The 15,705-nt window shown below is 41.3% G+C and carries 17 protein-coding genes; 16 read left to right on the top strand and 1 reads right to left on the bottom strand.

Going from position 1 to position 15,705, the window contains the following annotated elements; translation table 11 throughout:
• The first annotated feature begins 1,063 nt into the window (after window positions 1-1,063).
• From rpmH to ACNJYY_RS21925, 12 genes are all read left to right on the top strand, one after another.
• On the top strand, window positions 1,064-1,198 hold the full coding sequence (gene rpmH / locus ACNJYY_RS21980; RefSeq protein ID WP_007201576.1) for a 50S ribosomal protein L34: 135 nt from the start codon (window positions 1,064-1,066) through the stop codon (window positions 1,196-1,198).
• A gap of 190 nt (window positions 1,199-1,388) precedes the next feature.
• Window positions 1,389-1,736, top strand: coding sequence for a ribonuclease P protein component (rnpA, locus tag ACNJYY_RS21975; protein WP_066399560.1), 348 nt, complete (start codon window positions 1,389-1,391; stop codon window positions 1,734-1,736).
• A 4-nt stretch (window positions 1,737-1,740) separates the two neighbouring features.
• Window positions 1,741-1,968 (top strand): membrane protein insertion efficiency factor YidD, encoded by a 228-nt coding sequence (gene yidD, locus ACNJYY_RS21970; protein ID WP_082861542.1) that lies wholly within the window; start codon window positions 1,741-1,743, stop codon window positions 1,966-1,968.
• Between the two features lie 37 nt (window positions 1,969-2,005).
• Window positions 2,006-2,776, top strand: a complete 771-nt coding sequence (spoIIIJ, locus tag ACNJYY_RS21965; protein ID WP_137791320.1) for a YidC family membrane integrase SpoIIIJ — start codon at window positions 2,006-2,008, stop codon at window positions 2,774-2,776.
• The gene (jag, locus tag ACNJYY_RS21960) at window positions 2,773-3,405 is read left to right on the top strand and encodes an RNA-binding cell elongation regulator Jag/EloR (protein WP_066399554.1); all 633 of its coding nucleotides are present in this window, start codon (window positions 2,773-2,775) and stop codon (window positions 3,403-3,405) included. The genes spoIIIJ and jag overlap by 4 nt, the downstream gene beginning before the upstream one ends.
• Window positions 3,406-3,684: 279 nt before the next feature.
• Window positions 3,685-5,061: a tRNA uridine-5-carboxymethylaminomethyl(34) synthesis GTPase MnmE gene (gene mnmE, locus ACNJYY_RS21955; RefSeq protein ID WP_416730123.1), complete on the top strand. Its 1,377-nt coding sequence runs from the start codon at window positions 3,685-3,687 to the stop codon at window positions 5,059-5,061.
• Between the two features lie 18 nt (window positions 5,062-5,079).
• Window positions 5,080-6,966, top strand: coding sequence for a tRNA uridine-5-carboxymethylaminomethyl(34) synthesis enzyme MnmG (gene mnmG / locus ACNJYY_RS21950; protein WP_416730122.1), 1,887 nt, complete (start codon window positions 5,080-5,082; stop codon window positions 6,964-6,966).
• A 17-nt stretch (window positions 6,967-6,983) separates the two neighbouring features.
• Complete coding sequence (rsmG, locus tag ACNJYY_RS21945; RefSeq protein ID WP_416730121.1) at window positions 6,984-7,700, top strand: 16S rRNA (guanine(527)-N(7))-methyltransferase RsmG; 717 nt, start codon at window positions 6,984-6,986, stop codon at window positions 7,698-7,700.
• A gap of 127 nt (window positions 7,701-7,827) precedes the next feature.
• Window positions 7,828-8,691: a nucleoid occlusion protein gene (gene noc / locus ACNJYY_RS21940; RefSeq protein WP_416730120.1), complete on the top strand. Its 864-nt coding sequence runs from the start codon at window positions 7,828-7,830 to the stop codon at window positions 8,689-8,691.
• A gap of 444 nt (window positions 8,692-9,135) precedes the next feature.
• A complete protein-coding gene (locus tag ACNJYY_RS21935) occupies window positions 9,136-9,909 on the top strand; it encodes a ParA family protein (protein ID WP_191755486.1) in 774 nt (257 codons plus the stop codon).
• Entirely contained in the window at window positions 9,890-10,732 is an 843-nt protein-coding gene (locus ACNJYY_RS21930) for a ParB/RepB/Spo0J family partition protein (RefSeq protein WP_416730119.1), read from the top strand. Before ACNJYY_RS21935 ends, ACNJYY_RS21930 begins: the two co-directional genes overlap by 20 nt.
• A 242-nt stretch (window positions 10,733-10,974) precedes the next feature.
• Window positions 10,975-11,709 carry a DUF554 domain-containing protein gene (locus ACNJYY_RS21925; protein WP_416730118.1) on the top strand — a complete coding sequence of 245 codons (735 nt, stop codon included), beginning with the start codon at window positions 10,975-10,977 and terminating at the stop codon, window positions 11,707-11,709.
• Window positions 11,710-11,751: 42 nt separating this feature from the next.
• Here ACNJYY_RS21925 and yyaC read toward each other — a convergent pair whose 3' ends face one another.
• Window positions 11,752-12,384 (bottom strand): spore protease YyaC, encoded by a 633-nt coding sequence (yyaC, locus tag ACNJYY_RS21920; protein WP_416730117.1) that lies wholly within the window; start codon window positions 12,382-12,384, stop codon window positions 11,752-11,754.
• A 223-nt stretch (window positions 12,385-12,607) separates the two neighbouring features.
• Here yyaC and ACNJYY_RS21915 point away from each other — a divergent pair, with 223 nt between their 5' ends.
• From ACNJYY_RS21915 to rpsF, 4 genes are all read left to right on the top strand, one after another.
• Entirely contained in the window at window positions 12,608-13,492 is an 885-nt protein-coding gene (locus ACNJYY_RS21915; RefSeq protein WP_416730116.1) for a mechanosensitive ion channel family protein, read from the top strand.
• Between the two features lie 14 nt (window positions 13,493-13,506).
• Entirely contained in the window at window positions 13,507-13,704 is a 198-nt protein-coding gene (locus tag ACNJYY_RS21910; RefSeq protein ID WP_137791311.1) for a DUF951 domain-containing protein, read from the top strand.
• 195 nt (window positions 13,705-13,899) lie between these two features.
• On the top strand, window positions 13,900-14,997 hold the full coding sequence (gene ychF / locus ACNJYY_RS21905; protein WP_416730115.1) for a redox-regulated ATPase YchF: 1,098 nt from the start codon (window positions 13,900-13,902) through the stop codon (window positions 14,995-14,997).
• Between the two features lie 399 nt (window positions 14,998-15,396).
• Window positions 15,397-15,687, top strand: a complete 291-nt coding sequence (gene rpsF / locus ACNJYY_RS21900; RefSeq protein WP_066399533.1) for a 30S ribosomal protein S6 — start codon at window positions 15,397-15,399, stop codon at window positions 15,685-15,687.
• The last annotated feature ends 18 nt before the right edge of the window (window positions 15,688-15,705 follow it).

Below are 15,705 nucleotides of genomic sequence, written 5' to 3'. Positions count from 1 at the left end.
CCAATTTACCCCCCTTATCTCTTTCGAATCATCCTATTTCAGCAGTCATTTCCCTGTTGTATAAGAATTGTACACCCAGTGAATACCTATGAATAAAAATAAAAAGTCCACACCTTATGTGAATGATAATTAATATAGTAGATAATAGGATTATGAACAGTAAAACCTTGTCTGTGGACAACCTTTATAACAGCTTTTTAAACCTGTCCACAAGTTTATCCACAGGTTGTGAATAACTTTATTAGCGGTGCAGGTTGTTAACGAGTTAAAACACAACTAGCATATCAAAAATAATCAGGCTTGGCAACGAGTTATTGTTACTTATCCACAACGCCCATACCTTGTGTAGAAAAGTTGTCCACAACACTAGATTTTGTGTAAAACGTGTCGATAATTGGTGTGGATAATGAAAACTATGTCGAAAAAGATGTCCACAGGTTAGGTTATGAAGATTTTGGTGAAGCTTGTAGAAGGAGAAATGGTGGGTATGATCTGTTGGATGTGTGAGTGGTTGATTTCCACTCCAGGATGCTCGCTTTCCGCGGGGCAATCGGTGAGCCCCTTGCCACTTCGTGCCCTTAAGGGTCTCACCTGTCTAGTTGCAGTGGCTAGCCCCTCGAGGTCAAAAGTTAAATGGTTCAGAAGGCAAAGTGCGCCTTCTAATCCATTCACCTTTTGCTTGTCGGGGCTGAACGAGCCACTTCCACTCTTTGGACTGACCGCTTGTCCCGCAGGAGTCTCACACCTTGCGCTCCAACCAACTATCAATGAAGCAATAACCATTGCCCCTAAATAAATATCTGAGTTTGACCTGAGGTTCTATTCGGGGGCGTAAGAATGATCTAGACTGTGGCTGAATTTTTCATATGGAGGAATGAATGCTGGATTTCATGTTCTCAGACTTGTTTGGGCGAGACTTGTTTACAGAGATCCTCACTTTCAAAGGCAAAAAACTTGCAAATAAACACAAACTTAAAATCCAACTTGACAAATTTATGGGTCAGTCATTATACTTTATTAGACTGTCTTTTATAAGAGATATCCTCAGGGAGGTGTAATATACATGAAACCTACATTTCAACCGAACAATCGTAAGCGTAAGAAGGTACATGGTTTCCGTGCACGTATGGCTACTAAGAACGGTCGTAAAGTTCTAGCTCGCCGTCGTCAAAAGGGAAGAAAAGTGTTATCCGCATAGGCCACTGACATCAGTGGTCTTTTTTTACTTTTATAGAGAGAATTTTGCTCACTCCGAGTCAGTGTTTTCTGTACGAGGTCGTTTTTTCGTAGTTAAAGGTTTTATATGAAGAAAACAGGCCGATACTGGGTGATGATCGCAACAAAAAGACTTTGGATTGAGATTGCATAATTGATGGAGTGTTAAATGAATGAAGAAAGAACAGCGCATCAAAAAAAATGAGGAATTTCAAGAAGTCTTCAAAAAAGGAAAATCAACGGCTAATCGCCAATTTGTAATATACAGTTTAAGAAAAGAAGATCAGCCTGTTTTTCGCATCGGTCTTTCTGTCAGCAAAAAAGTTGGAAAAGCCGTCACGAGAAACAGAATTAAACGATCTGTTAAAGAAATCTTCCATAAATATAGTGAACAGCTTCTTTCAGGCAGGGATTACGTGGTGATCGCGAGAATACCTACTGCTAACATGGACTTTCACGAGATGGAAAAAAGTCTGCTTCATGTTTTGAACAGAGCGAACGTTTTAAAAAAGAGGGTGTAAAAAAATGAGGTCCTTATTTATAGGGATTATTCGTTTTTACCAGCTATGGATTTCCCCGCTAACACCGCCTTCATGCCGCTTTTATCCGACTTGCTCGCATTACGGTATAGAAGCTTTCAGGCGTCACGGTGTATTTAAAGGAATGTGGCTAACTTTTGTCAGAATTTCAAAGTGCCATCCTTTTCATCCCGGAGGCGTTGACCTCGTGCCTGAAAAAAGAGACAATAAATAATTGAGATAAGATTTATGATTTTAAGGAGGATAAGAGTTTGCGTAAGAAAATAGGTTTACTGATTGCCCTTTTCGCACTCATGGCTGTCCTATCAGGATGTGGAACGATGGATCCCATCACAGAAGACAGAACGGGAATTTGGGACACATATTTTGTATATCCGTTATCATGGTTGATCACATACTTTGCGACCCTAACTGGTGAAAACTACGGATTAGCGATCATTATCGTAACATTAATCATCCGTACTGCGCTTCTTCCGTTAATGATTAAGCAAACACGCAGTTCTAAAGCGATGCAAGAAATTCAGCCTGAAATTCAAAAGCTACGTGAAAAGTACAAGTCGAAAGATGCGAACACACAACAGAAATTACAGCAAGAAACGATGGCTTTATTCCAGAAGAACGGAGTTAATCCGCTTGCTGGTTGTTTACCTTTATTGATTCAAATGCCGATCCTATTAGGGTTTTACCACGCGATCATGCGTACGGGTGAAATCGCGAACCATAATTTCCTTTGGTTTGACTTAGGAGATCCGGATCCATTTTATATCTTACCGTTAGTAGCCGGTCTAACGACATTCTTACAACAAAAGATCATGATGGGCGGAATGGATAATCCAAATCCGCAGATGAAGATGCTTTTATACATCATGCCAGTAATGATCGTTGTATTTGCGATTAATTTCCCAGCTGCACTATCTCTATATTGGGTGATCGGTAACATATTCATGATTGGACAGACATATTTCATTACGACCCCAATGAAAAAGAAAGAAAACCAAGTTGATGGGGGAGCTAAAAAGTGAAAAAGGTACAGGTAACAGGGAAAACGGTTGAAGAAGCAGTAGCAGCAGCACTAGAACAACTTCAGACTTCAAAAGATCAAGTAGAGATATCCGTTCTAGAAGATTCCAAAAAAGGTTTCTTTGGACTTGGCGGGAAGCCAGCAGTTGTTGAAGTAACAGTGAAAGCTGATCCTGTTAAATCCGCAATCGACTACCTCGAGGATGTTACATCCAAAATGGGAGTGCCCGTTACCATCACACAGCGACAGGAAAATGATCATCTTGTGCTGGATTTATCCGGTGACAAAATTGCGATTTTAATTGGAAAACGTGGACAAACGCTTAATGCGCTTCAGCTTTTAACGAATATGGTTGCAAACTCTGATCCTGCAAGCAAGCATGTGAAAATTGTGCTTGATGCTGAAAACTATCGTACCAGAAGACAAGAATCACTAGAGCGGTTAGCTGAGCATTCTGCCCAAAAAGTATTTTTCACAAAGAAAAGTTTTGCTTTTGAGCCGATGCCTGCTAACGAAAGAAAAGTGATTCATTTAGCACTCAAAGAAAACAGAGATGTTGAGACTACGTCTGAGGGGGTTGAACCTTTTCGTAAGGTTGTAATCCGCCCGACATCCTCAAGCAAAAGATAAAAAAGCTTCAGAGGTTTATCCTCTGAAGCTTTTTGTTTGCGTTCATCAATGATGGTAAGCACCGCATTTTAGTTAGTCATGGGAGCACATTTAAGGCTGTTTTTTAGCTTGATTTCAGCCTCGTTTTCTTTACTGTGAGCACTTTATGCGATACACTATTTTTTATTGTGGATATTTATGTCCATTTTTATAAGAACCTTATCACAGTAAGTATTTAAGGCCATACTAAAGGTAATTTATATAGAGCGTAAGAAAGAGGAAAGCCGAGGTGAAACAACAATGGAATTTGACACGATAACAGCGATCTCCACTCCTATGGGAGAAGGAGCGATCGCGATCGTCCGTTTGAGCGGACCTGACGCAGTTGTCATTGCAGATAAAGTTTATAGCGGGACAAAACGTCTCTCTGAAGTTGATACACATACGATTCATTACGGAAAATTGATCGATCCGAAACTCGATCAAGCGGTAGAAGAAGTAATGATCAGCGTGATGCGTGCACCGCGTACGTTCACGCGGGAAGATGTTGTTGAGATCAACTGTCATGGAGGGTTAGTTTCTGTAAATCGCGTCCTTCAATTGATTCTTCAGCAAGGAGCGCGTTTAGCGGAACCAGGAGAATTTACAAAGCGAGCATTCTTAAACGGCAGGATCGACCTTTCTCAAGCGGAAGCTGTTATGGATTTGATCCGAGCGAAGACAGACCGTGCGATGAACGTTGCCCTGAACCAGATGGAAGGCCGTTTATCATCACTCGTTATGCGTCTTAGACAAACCTTACTAGAAACGATCGCCCATGTAGAAGTGAACATCGATTATCCGGAGTATGACGCAGAAGAGATGACTCATTCTCTGTTGAATAACAACCTACTCACTGTAAAAAAAGAAGTAGAATCAATCTTACAAACCGCAAGCCAAGGTAAGATCCTTCGCGAAGGATTGTCTACGGCGATCATCGGAAGACCGAATGTAGGGAAGTCATCACTCATGAATGCACTCGTTCATGAGAATAAAGCGATCGTTACAGATATAGCGGGAACGACACGTGACGTTATCGAGGAGTACGTAAACGTTAGAGGCGTGCCTCTACGATTAGTTGATACAGCGGGAATTCGTGAGACAGAAGACATCGTGGAAAAGATCGGTGTTGAAAAATCACGTAAAGTATTAAAAGAAGCAGATCTCATTCTGCTTGTTATCAACGGGAACGAAGTGCTCTCACTTGAAGATGAGAACTTGTTCCGTGCTGCTGCAGGACTAGATAAGATCGTCATCATTAATAAAACAGATCTTGAAATGAAAGTAGACATGGACCGAATCAAGGAACTAGCAGAGAATTCACCTGTTATCTCAACTTCTTTAGTAAAAGAAGAGGGAATAGATGAACTAGAACAAGCAATCGCAAACCTGTTTTTTGCAGGCGGAATCGAAGCGCAAGACTTAACATACGTATCGAACTCTAGGCACATCGCACTTCTGCAGCAGACGATTCATCATATCGATGAAGCACTCGGCGGTATTGAAGCAGATCTTCCTATAGATATGGTACAGATCGATATTACAAGAGCTTGGGAGATACTCGGAGAAATCGTAGGAGACACGGTTTCAGAGAGTCTGATCGACCAATTGTTCTCACAATTCTGTTTAGGAAAATAAAAAAAGGAGGAAAAAACGATGGGATATAAAGCAGATACGTTTGATGTGATCGTAGTCGGTGCTGGACATGCCGGTGTTGAAGCGGCACTTGCTTCTGCACGTATGGGTGCTAAAACATTATGTTTAACGTTGAACTTAGATACAGTCGCCTATATGCCATGTAATCCGTCAGTAGGCGGACCGGCTAAAGGGATTGTCGTTCGTGAAGTTGACGCACTAGGCGGAGAGATGGCACGCAACATCGACAAAACACATATTCAAATGCGTATGCTGAACACAGGGAAAGGCCCAGCGGTACGTGCGCTGCGCGCGCAAGCGGATAAATATCTGTATCAGCATGAAATGAAAAAAACGATGGAAAACACAGAGAACCTTACATTACGTCAAGGGATGGTAGAGCGTCTGATCATCGAAGACGGTGAATGTAGAGGTGTTATCACAAAAACTGGAGCAGAGTACGCGGCAAAAGCGGTCGTACTTACAACAGGAACGTACTTAAGAGGGAAGATCATTATCGGAGAGCTTGCTTATGAGAGCGGCCCGAACAACATGGCTCCTTCTATCAACTTGTCATATCATCTGCAAGAGTTAGGCTTTGATATGGTACGTTTCAAGACAGGTACACCACCGCGTGTTAACAGCAAGACGATTGATTATTCAAAAACAGAAATTCAGCCTGGTGACGATGTGCCTCGTGCTTTTTCTTATGAAACAACCGAGTACATCACAGATCAGCTTCCATGCTGGCTAACGTATACTGGTGAAGAAACGCATCAGTTGATCAACGGAAACCTTCATCGTTCACCAATGTATTCAGGCATGATCGAAGGTACTGGACCGAGATATTGTCCATCGATCGAGGATAAAATCGTACGATTCAATGATAAGCCAAGACATCAGATTTTCTTAGAGCCTGAAGGACGCAACACAGAAGAAGTATACGTTCAAGGTCTTTCTACGAGTCTTCCGGAAGATGTACAGAAACGAATTTTAGCAACGATTCCTGGTCTTGAAAAAGCAGAGCTGATGCGTGCAGGATATGCGATCGAGTATGATGCGATCGTGCCTACACAACTTTGGCCATCTCTTGAGACAAAGCGTGTGAACGGTCTATTTACAGCAGGACAGCTGAACGGTACGAGCGGATATGAAGAAGCAGCGGGACAAGGACTCATGGCGGGAATCAACGCAGCGTTAAAAGTTCAAGATAAAGAACCTCTTGTGCTTGATCGTTCAGAAGCGTACATCGGAGTCTTGATCGACGACTTGATCACAAAAGGAACGAACGAACCTTATCGACTTCTAACATCGCGTGCAGAGTACCGTTTACTTCTTAGACACGATAACGCAGATCTGCGCTTAACGAAAAAAGGTCATGAAATCGGACTGATACCAGAAGATCGTTACGAACGCTTTGAAGAGAAGAAAGCATTAATTGCGCAGGAAATAGATCGACTTGAGCATGTTTCGATCAAACCGAGTGAAATCGTGCAGCAAGTTCTTGCAGAGTCACAATCGACTCCACTAAAAGAACCGATGTCAGCGGCAAATTTATTAAAACGCCCAGAGATCACATATCCAGTCATTCATAAACTCGTACCAGCTGAAACAGCATTACCAGAGACAGTGATGGAGCAGGTTGAGATTCAGGTAAAATATGCGGGATATATCGATAAACAGCTCGCACAAGTTGAAAAGATGCGTAAGATGGAAAACAAAAAGCTTCCGGTAGATCTTGATTACATGGCAATCAATGGACTAGCGACAGAAGCAAAACAAAAACTTCACGAAGTTCGGCCTCTTTCTGTCGGGCAGGCATCACGTGTATCAGGGGTAAACCCAGCAGATATCTCGATTCTGTTGATCTATCTCGAACAAGGTAAACTGGCGAAGATCGCCCGTTGAGGGGGAACGTGAAAATCATGAATATCGAATTGTTTCAAACTTCCTTAAAAGAAAAGGGAGTCCAATTAACTGAAAAGCAGCTTTCACAGTTTGAAACGTATTATAACCTGCTCGTTGAGTGGAACGAAAAAATGAATCTTACAGCGATCACAGAAAAAGAAGAAGTGTATTTGAAACACTTTTATGATTCTGTGACAGCAGGTTTTTATTTTGATTTTAATCAAGACATAACGGTGTGCGATGTTGGAGCTGGAGCAGGATTCCCAGCTATACCACTGAAGATCGCGTTTCCAGAAATCAAACTAACGGTGGTTGATTCCCTGAATAAACGCATAGGATTCTTGCAGCACGTAGTAGATGAACTTGGTTTAGAAGAAGTGTCTCTTTATCATGACCGTGCAGAAACATTTGCTCACCGTCCGGAGTTTAGACAGACGTTTGACCTCGTGACGGCTCGTGCGGTTGCTAGACTATCTGTACTATCTGAACTCTGCTTGCCACTCGTGAAAATTGGTGGACACTTCTTAGGAATGAAAGGTGCTAACCTTCCTGAAGAAGTGAGAGACGGGGAAAAAGCAGTTTTACTTTTAGGCGGTAAAGTAAAAGATATTCATTCGTTCGTATTACCGATCGAGGAGAGCGAACGCAATATCATTGTTATTGATAAAGTAAAAGAAACACCAAAGAAATTTCCGCGTAAACCAGGAACGCCAAATAAATCTCCTATTTCATAATCTTTAGCTGTGTTTCTATGTGAAACACAGCTGTTACATAAAAGAAAGATTTTTACAGACTTGCAGGATTATTGAACTAGAGAGAAGAATTAGTTAACAGGCAGATTACAAAAGGTGGTGTATTCGCATGAAGCATCCTTTTTCACGTTTATTCGGCATCGGCGAAAAGAGCCAGCAAACCTTAGATCCAGAACCAGCTGAAAAAAACGACAACGAAGAAGTACTTCAACTTCCGGTTCAAAGAATCATACCTAACCGGTTTCAGCCTCGTACGGTTTTTATAGATGAACGAATCGAAGAGTTATCACAGACGATTGAAGCTCACGGAATCATTCAGCCTATCGTTGTTCGAGGTATAGGCGACGGCAAATACGAGCTGATTGCAGGAGAACGTAGGTGGCGTGCTGTCCAAAAGCTCGGGTGGGAAAAGATCCCGGCAATCGTTAAAGAGATGGACGACTCGCAAACGGCTTCTGTAGCACTTATTGAGAACCTTCAGCGAGAAGAGTTAACAGCTATTGAAGAAGCGATGGCGTATGCTAAGCTTTTAGAGTTGCATGGACTTACACAAGAAGGTCTTGCTCAAAAGTTAGGAAAAGGTCAGTCTACGATCGCGAACAAGCTGCGTCTTTTAAAGCTTCCGCAGTCTATTCAAGATGCACTTTTGCAGAAAAAAGTGACAGAACGTCATGCTCGTGCATTGATCGTTTTGAAATCTCCTGAAAAGATGGAGGCCGTTCTTCAAGAGATCATTGAAAAGCAATTGAATGTAAAGCAAACTGAAGAACGTGTAAAACGAATGATCGAATCTGAATCTGCAGAAAAGAAACCTCAGTCACGCCGTAAATCGTATAGCAAAGATATGCGACTAGCGATCAATACGGTAAGACAATCCGTAGACATGGTCGTGCAAAGCGGACTTTCTATCGACACAGAAGAAGAAGAGCACGAGGAGTTCTATCAGTTCACGATTCGCATTCCAAAAAAATAAAAAGATAAGGCCATCAGCTTGAATGGGAGCTGGTGGTTTTTTTGTTGGCGGTTTGAGTGCTGGGGGGCAAGACAATGTAATGCTTAATTGGGATGAGTGTGGGGTATTTGGCATTCAGTGATTGTCGATTGATGTAGACTCGCCGATAAACGGCAAAAATTCGCGGAATTATCGCCAAAACTCGCGGAATTAAGTCGGGAATTTCCTGAATGGATGCTAGAATTTTAGGGATTCTTAAGCGTAATACCCCTCTCCGTATAGTAAATAATCTACTTCTTCAACTCTTTCTCGCTTAAATTTCTGCAGCAGACAGATATTAGAATCAATAATTATAAAAAACCCAACAAAATAAATCCTTCTTTTTCTATAATTCCGTACGTCATTTTATTTTCTTCATGATAGAATAATAGATAATGAATGTTTTTAAGTGAGGTAGGTGACAACGTGGCCAAGACCATTGCAGTAGCCAACCAGAAAGGCGGAGTCGGGAAAACGACTACGTCGGTCAACCTTGGTGCATGCTTAGCATATTTCGGTAAAAAAGTATTGCTCGTAGACATAGATCCTCAAGGGAACGCAACAAGTGGAGTGGGTGTAGATAAAGGGGATATCGACCAATGTATCTACAACGTTCTCGTCGAGGATGTAGAAGTAAAAGATGTGATCGTCGAAACCATCTGTGAAGGTTTACATATCCTCCCGTCGACGATACAGCTTGCTGGAGCTGAGATTGAACTCGTACCAACGATCTCTCGAGAAGTTCGGTTAAAAAGAGCGTTAGAAAAGGTAAGTTCCAATTATGATTTTATTATTATTGATTGTCCGCCATCATTAGGACTGCTTACCATCAACTCATTAACAGCTTCTGACTCAGTCATCATACCTGTTCAGTGTGAGTATTACGCGCTAGAGGGTTTAAGTCAGCTTTTAAACACAGTACGACTTGTACAAAAGCATTTAAATACTGATCTGATGATTGACGGTGTGCTGCTTACCATGCTGGATGCACGTACAAACTTAGGGATACAAGTCATTGAAGAAGTAAAAAAATATTTTCAAGATAAAGTGTATGAAACCATCATACCAAGAAACGTTAGACTATCTGAAGCGCCGAGTCACGGGAAACCGATCATCATCTATGATCCAAAATCCCGAGGTGCTGATGTTTATTTAGATTTTGCGAAGGAAGTGATCGGCATTGGTGAAAGGGTTAGGTAAAGGGCTGCATGCCTTCTTTCCTCCAACAGAAGCAGGGGAAGAAGAGCAGATCAAAGAAGTCAGTATATCAGAGCTAAGGCCAAATCCGTATCAGCCCCGAAAAGTGTTTGACCAAAAAGCCATTGAAGAACTAAAAGAATCCATTATTGAACATGGCATTCTTCAACCCATTGTTGTCCGAAAAAGTATTAAAGGGTTTGAGATCGTTCTAGGAGAAAGACGGTTCCGTGCGGCTTCAGAAGCGGGATTGAAAGTTATCCCTGTAATCGTAAAAGATTATGACGAACAAAAAATGATGGAAGTTGCTCTTATTGAGAACTTGCAGCGTGAAGATCTCAATCCTGTTGAAGAGGCTCAAGCGTATCAGAAGCTGATGGAACACTTAAAACTGACGCAAGAAGAGTTAGCTACTCGTGTTGGAAAGAGTCGTCCTCACATCGCAAACCATATTCGTTTGCTTCAGCTTCCAAAACCTGTTCTTGAACTCTTATCTAACGGGCAACTATCAATGGGGCATGGACGAGCATTGCTGGGTCTTAAGAAGAAGACGAAGATGCAGCTTGTTGTTGACCGGGTAATGAATGAAAACTTAAACGTGAGACAGCTTGAGAAGTTGATCTCTGATATTAATATGAATGTTTCACGTGGAACAAAGAAAAAAACTGTCCCAGCGAACGTTTTTTTTCAAGAAAAAGAATCATCTTTACGAGATCGTTTTGGTACTTCAGTTTCGATTAAGAAATCAAAACGAAAAGGAAAGATTGAGATCGAATTCTTTTCACAAGATGACCTGGAACGTATTTTAGAACTGTTAGAAAAGTAAGCAGAAAACCATCGCTGAGGTGGTTTTCTTTTTGCTATTTCTAAAAGAGTTTTGATTTGTGTTTTAAAAATGCATCATTGTCAAGTTGATTTGTGCGCAAGCTGCGAGACTCCTGCGGAAAGGGAGTGTCTGAAACGGAGATCAACAACTTTCAAAGCTAAAGTAAAAACGAAAGTCAGCATCTTGAATCTAGCTCATTCAATGGTTAGTGAAGACCTGCTTAGATAGGAGAGCATAAAAAAATGTCACTGTTAGGAACGATAGTTAACGGTATTGCAATTATTGCAGGAAGCTTTTTAGGTTTATTTTGGACGAATATTTCTGATCGTTATAAAGATACGATCTTACAAGCGATGGCATTAGCTGTTACGATTTTAGGAATCGGAATGGGTCTGAAGAGCGAGCAGTTCTTAATCGTGATCGCTAGCTTGGCGATCGGCGGTGCTTTAGGGGAGTGGTGGAATCTTGAAGAAAGATTGAACGCGATCGGAAAGTGGCTCGAGACGAAGGTCGGAAAACAAGATAAGGCGTCGGTTGCTACCGGCTTTGTAACGGCTACGCTTGTGTTTGTTGTAGGAGCGATGTCAATCGTTGGTGCTCTTGATAGCGGTCTTAGACAACAGCATGATGTACTTTACACAAAAGCGCTGATCGATGGATTCTGTGCGATCCTGTTTACTTCCACACTCGGCATCGGTGTCATGTTTTCTGCTATACCTGTCGTATTATATCAAGGAGTGATCGCCTTGATGGCTACACAGATCGATCGCTTCGTTTCTCAAGAATTGATGGATGCCCTAATCGTTGAGATAACAGGTACGGGTGGAATCATGATCGTCGCGATCGGACTTAATTTACTTGGAATAGCTAAGATTCGTGTTGCAAACCTTCTGCCGGGATTGCTCATCGCAACGATTTTAGTTTTTATCGTTGAAAAATGGGAGAGCATTCTAGCGTTTTCCGAAGGATTGATGTAAACAAAAAAAGCCGCTTCTATATTAATCTAGAAGCGGCTTTTGCTATTGAATTTTGTAAATGTCTTGTGGACGAGATTCTGTGCTTGCCATCATGTTTTTTTGTTGAATCTTTTTACGTAAACAAGCCATATGAAGAGAATCAGCAATTAGATCAGCCATCTTCATTACAATGCTGAGTCGTGTGTTTTGAAGGACAAAGTACTCCATAAATCCACTGACGTTTACAATGCCTGTAATATGCATATCGCCAACAGGTGGCAGCTGTTTGTTAACGCCAGCTCCTGGTTTAACAGGTCCATCGTTGATTGAAACCATGCCAACGTGGTTTAATCGACCTAAGCAAGCATCGATTCCTATAATAAAAGCACCTGGATGCTCGGTTGCGATCATCTTTAGCTTTTCTTCTAAGTTTACCGCATGAACAGGATCATCTAGTGTACCGTAAACAAAGAATGGGAATGTATCTTTGTTATGCAGCTTTGTACCAACTAGAGGGCCTAGTGCATCGCCTGTCGATCTGTCTGTTCCTATACAGACAACGACAACTGGCTGATGAGTGGATTCCGGAAGCATAGGTAAAATTTGTTCGGTGATTCTGAGCATCGCTTCCTTGTCTTCGTGGTGCAATTTATATTGAATGGGTTTCCCTAATCCCAGCTTCCGTTTGAGGAACATGACATCCTCTCCTTTATAATGGTTCTACTAGTATACGGAAGAAATCCTTTTCTTATACATGGTAGAATACAATAATCACAGACTTTTGTTTAAAGTCTATACCCGTTTCGTCTACACTCGTAACTCTAGAAGTTTTTCTAGAAGCAGACCACGTGATTACATTTGATATTCTCGGCAAAAGCTGATTAAATAATTTCATAATCAAAGAGAGGAAGATGACCCATTGGCAGGTGCTAACTTACCGGAAACTGCAGAAAAAGCCGTCACGATTTTTTCCGATAAAGAATGGTGGACAGGCATTGCTACTACGAGCTTAAAGATCGTAGGAATCATAATACTCGCTATTATCTTTAAATATATTGTAAAAGCAGCGATCGCTAATGTATTTAAAGTTCGACTGAAATCTCCTCTTCGTTTAAGTGAGAGAAGAGAGAACACCCTGTTTAGACTGTTAGATAATGTTGCTTCTTATGTGATTTATTTTGTAGCGATCTTAACCATCTTAACGGAGTTCGGTGTAGATATTAAAGCTATCCTTGCCGGTGCTGGAGTGGTCGGTCTAGCGATCGGTTTCGGTGCCCAAAGTCTTGTGAAGGATATCATTACAGGCTTTTTCATCATCTTCGAAAATCAGTTCTCTGTTGGAGACACGGTACGAATCACAAACTTTGAAGGAACCGTTGAAGAAATCGGATTAAGAACAACAAAAATTAAAAGCTGGACAGGAGAATTACATATCCTGCCGAATTCGTCTATCACAGAAGTTACGAATTTTTCTGTTCATAACAGTATTGCGGTCGTTGACTTGAGCATTGCTTATGAAGAGGATATCGATAAAGCTCAAAATATTATTCAAGAAGTTGTGAAGAATGCTAAGCCGAACTATCCTGAGATGGTCAAAGAGCCAGAAGTATTAGGCGTGCAGATGCTCGGTGCATCAGAAGTCGTAATCCGTGTTACGGCTGAGGTACTTCCGATGACTCACTTTAAAATCGCTCGTGAACTTCGTAAAACGTTAAAGCACGAGCTAGAAAGAGCCGGGATCGAGATTCCATATCCGAAAATGGTCACGTATCAAAAAGAACCAGTGCCAAAAGAACATAAATAAGGGAGAGCTGAAGTATGCAGCAAAAAGAATTTCAACTTCATGATGAAGTAGAAATGAAAAAACAGCATCCATGTGGAACGAATCGTTGGAAAGTAATTCGAATGGGTGCTGATATTAGAATTAAGTGCATGGGATGTCAGCATAGCGTGATGCTGCCGAGAGCTGAGTTCGCTAAAAAAATAAAAAAAGTTCTAGCATCTCCTGGCGAGTAACAATTCTTGTTTCACGTGAAACAAAAAACAAGTCTTGAAATTTTAAAAAATGATTAAACGTTTGAGCCGGGTTACACGACCCGGTTCTTCTTGTTTTTTAAGATGATAAAACCTATAATTGGGAAGGATATTTTTTTATTAAATGAAAAGTCTTAGGTTTCTAAGCTTTATATAAAACAGAGGAGTGAATGAACAGTGGCTCTTACAACTGGAATCGTCGGTTTGCCGAACGTTGGTAAATCTACATTGTTTAATGCTATTACACAAGCGGGTGCTGAATCTGCTAACTATCCGTTCTGTACGATCGATCCGAACGTTGGAATCGTTGAAGTACCAGACAGCCGTCTTCAAAAATTAACAGAGATGGTACAACCGAAAAAAGTAGTTCCTACAACATTTGAATTCACAGATATCGCTGGAATCGTTAAAGGTGCGAGTAAAGGAGAAGGATTAGGAAACAAATTCTTATCCCACATCCGTCAAACAGACGCGATCCTTCAAGTTGTTCGTTGTTTTGATGATGAAAACATCACGCACGTACACGGAAAAGTGAATCCGATCGATGATATTGAAGTTATCAACCTAGAGCTTATCTTTGCTGATCTAGAGTCGATCGACAAGCGTGTTGCACGTGTTGAAAAGCTTGCAAAGTCTAAAGATAAAGAAGCTGTAGCGGAGTTTGCTGTTCTTTCAAAAATCAAAGAAGCTCTTATGCAAGAACTCCCGGCCCGAAGCGTTGATCTAACACCTGAAGAGAAGAAGATTGTTCATACAATGCACCTTCTTACAATGAAGCCGATCCTTTACGTAGCTAACGTAAGCGAAGATGAGCTTCTAGAAGGTACGAACGAGCATGTTGAAGCCGTTAAAGAATATGCTGCACGTGAAAATGCAGAAGTTATCGTAATCTGTGCAAAAGTAGAAGAAGAAATCGCAGAGCTTGATGGCGACGAAAAGATGGCATTCTTAGGTGAACTTGGTATCGAAGAAGCGGGTCTTGATAAATTGATCCGTGCTTCTTATTCACTTCTAGGTCTAGCTACTTACTTTACAGCGGGAGTTCAAGAAGTACGTGCTTGGACGTTCCGTAAAGGTATGAAGGCTCCTGCATGTGCGGGAATCATCCACACGGATTTTGAAAGAGGATTTATCCGTGCAGAGATTGTAGCTTATGATGATCTGATGGCAGCTGGCAACATGGCGGCTGCTAAAGAAAAAGGTAAGGTACGTCTTGAAGGTAAAGAATATGAGATGAAAGATGGAGATGTTGTTCATTTCCGTTTTAATGTTTAAAAAAACGACAGGAAGAGGTTGATTTTCGTTGCAGGTGCTTCGCTTTCCGGGGGGCGTGCGGTGAGCCACCTAGCGCTTTGCGCTGTTAGGTGTCTCACCTGTCCCGCTGATCCCCCAGGAGTCTCGCACCTTCCACTCCAATCAACTTGTCAGTGAAGTTTTTTAAAAAACAATTCAAAGTATTTTAGATTACGCCTAAGTATTTTAGAAAAAACGAAGGAAAAGCAATCGCTTTTCCTCTTTTTTATGCTTTCTTTTAAGAGGTGCTTGTTTTATACAAGATGTTTTGATATAATTCTTTATTGTGAGTTAATTGTCAACAAATACTGTTATGATGATTTTCTCCTTGCCCTTAAATATTTGTTTTTGGGCCGCTTAGACCAAAAGGAGGTGAACGGAATGAAAAAGTACGAAATTATGTACATCGTCCGTCCGAATATCGAAGAGGAAGCTCTTAAGGCAACTAAAGAGCGTGCGAAAAGCATCCTAACTGACAACGGTGCGGAGATCGCGAACGAAAAGGAAATGGGTAAAAAGCGTTTAGCTTACGAAATCAATGACTTCCGCGATGGATATTACACGCTATTGGAAGTTAACGCTCCAAACGAAGCGATTAATGAATTCGACCGTCTTATGAAGATCAACGAAGATGTTCTTCGTTTCATGACAATCGTAGACGAAAGAAATTAATCCTTTAAGGAGTGGTTC

The sequence above is a fragment of the Fictibacillus tiangongensis genome (genome assembly GCF_048083785.1).
In the GTDB taxonomy this organism is placed as follows: Bacteria; Bacillota; Bacilli; order Bacillales; family Fictibacillaceae; genus Fictibacillus.
The sequence above is the reverse complement of the archived record's forward strand: the minus strand, read 5'-3'. Positions and strand labels throughout refer to the sequence as shown.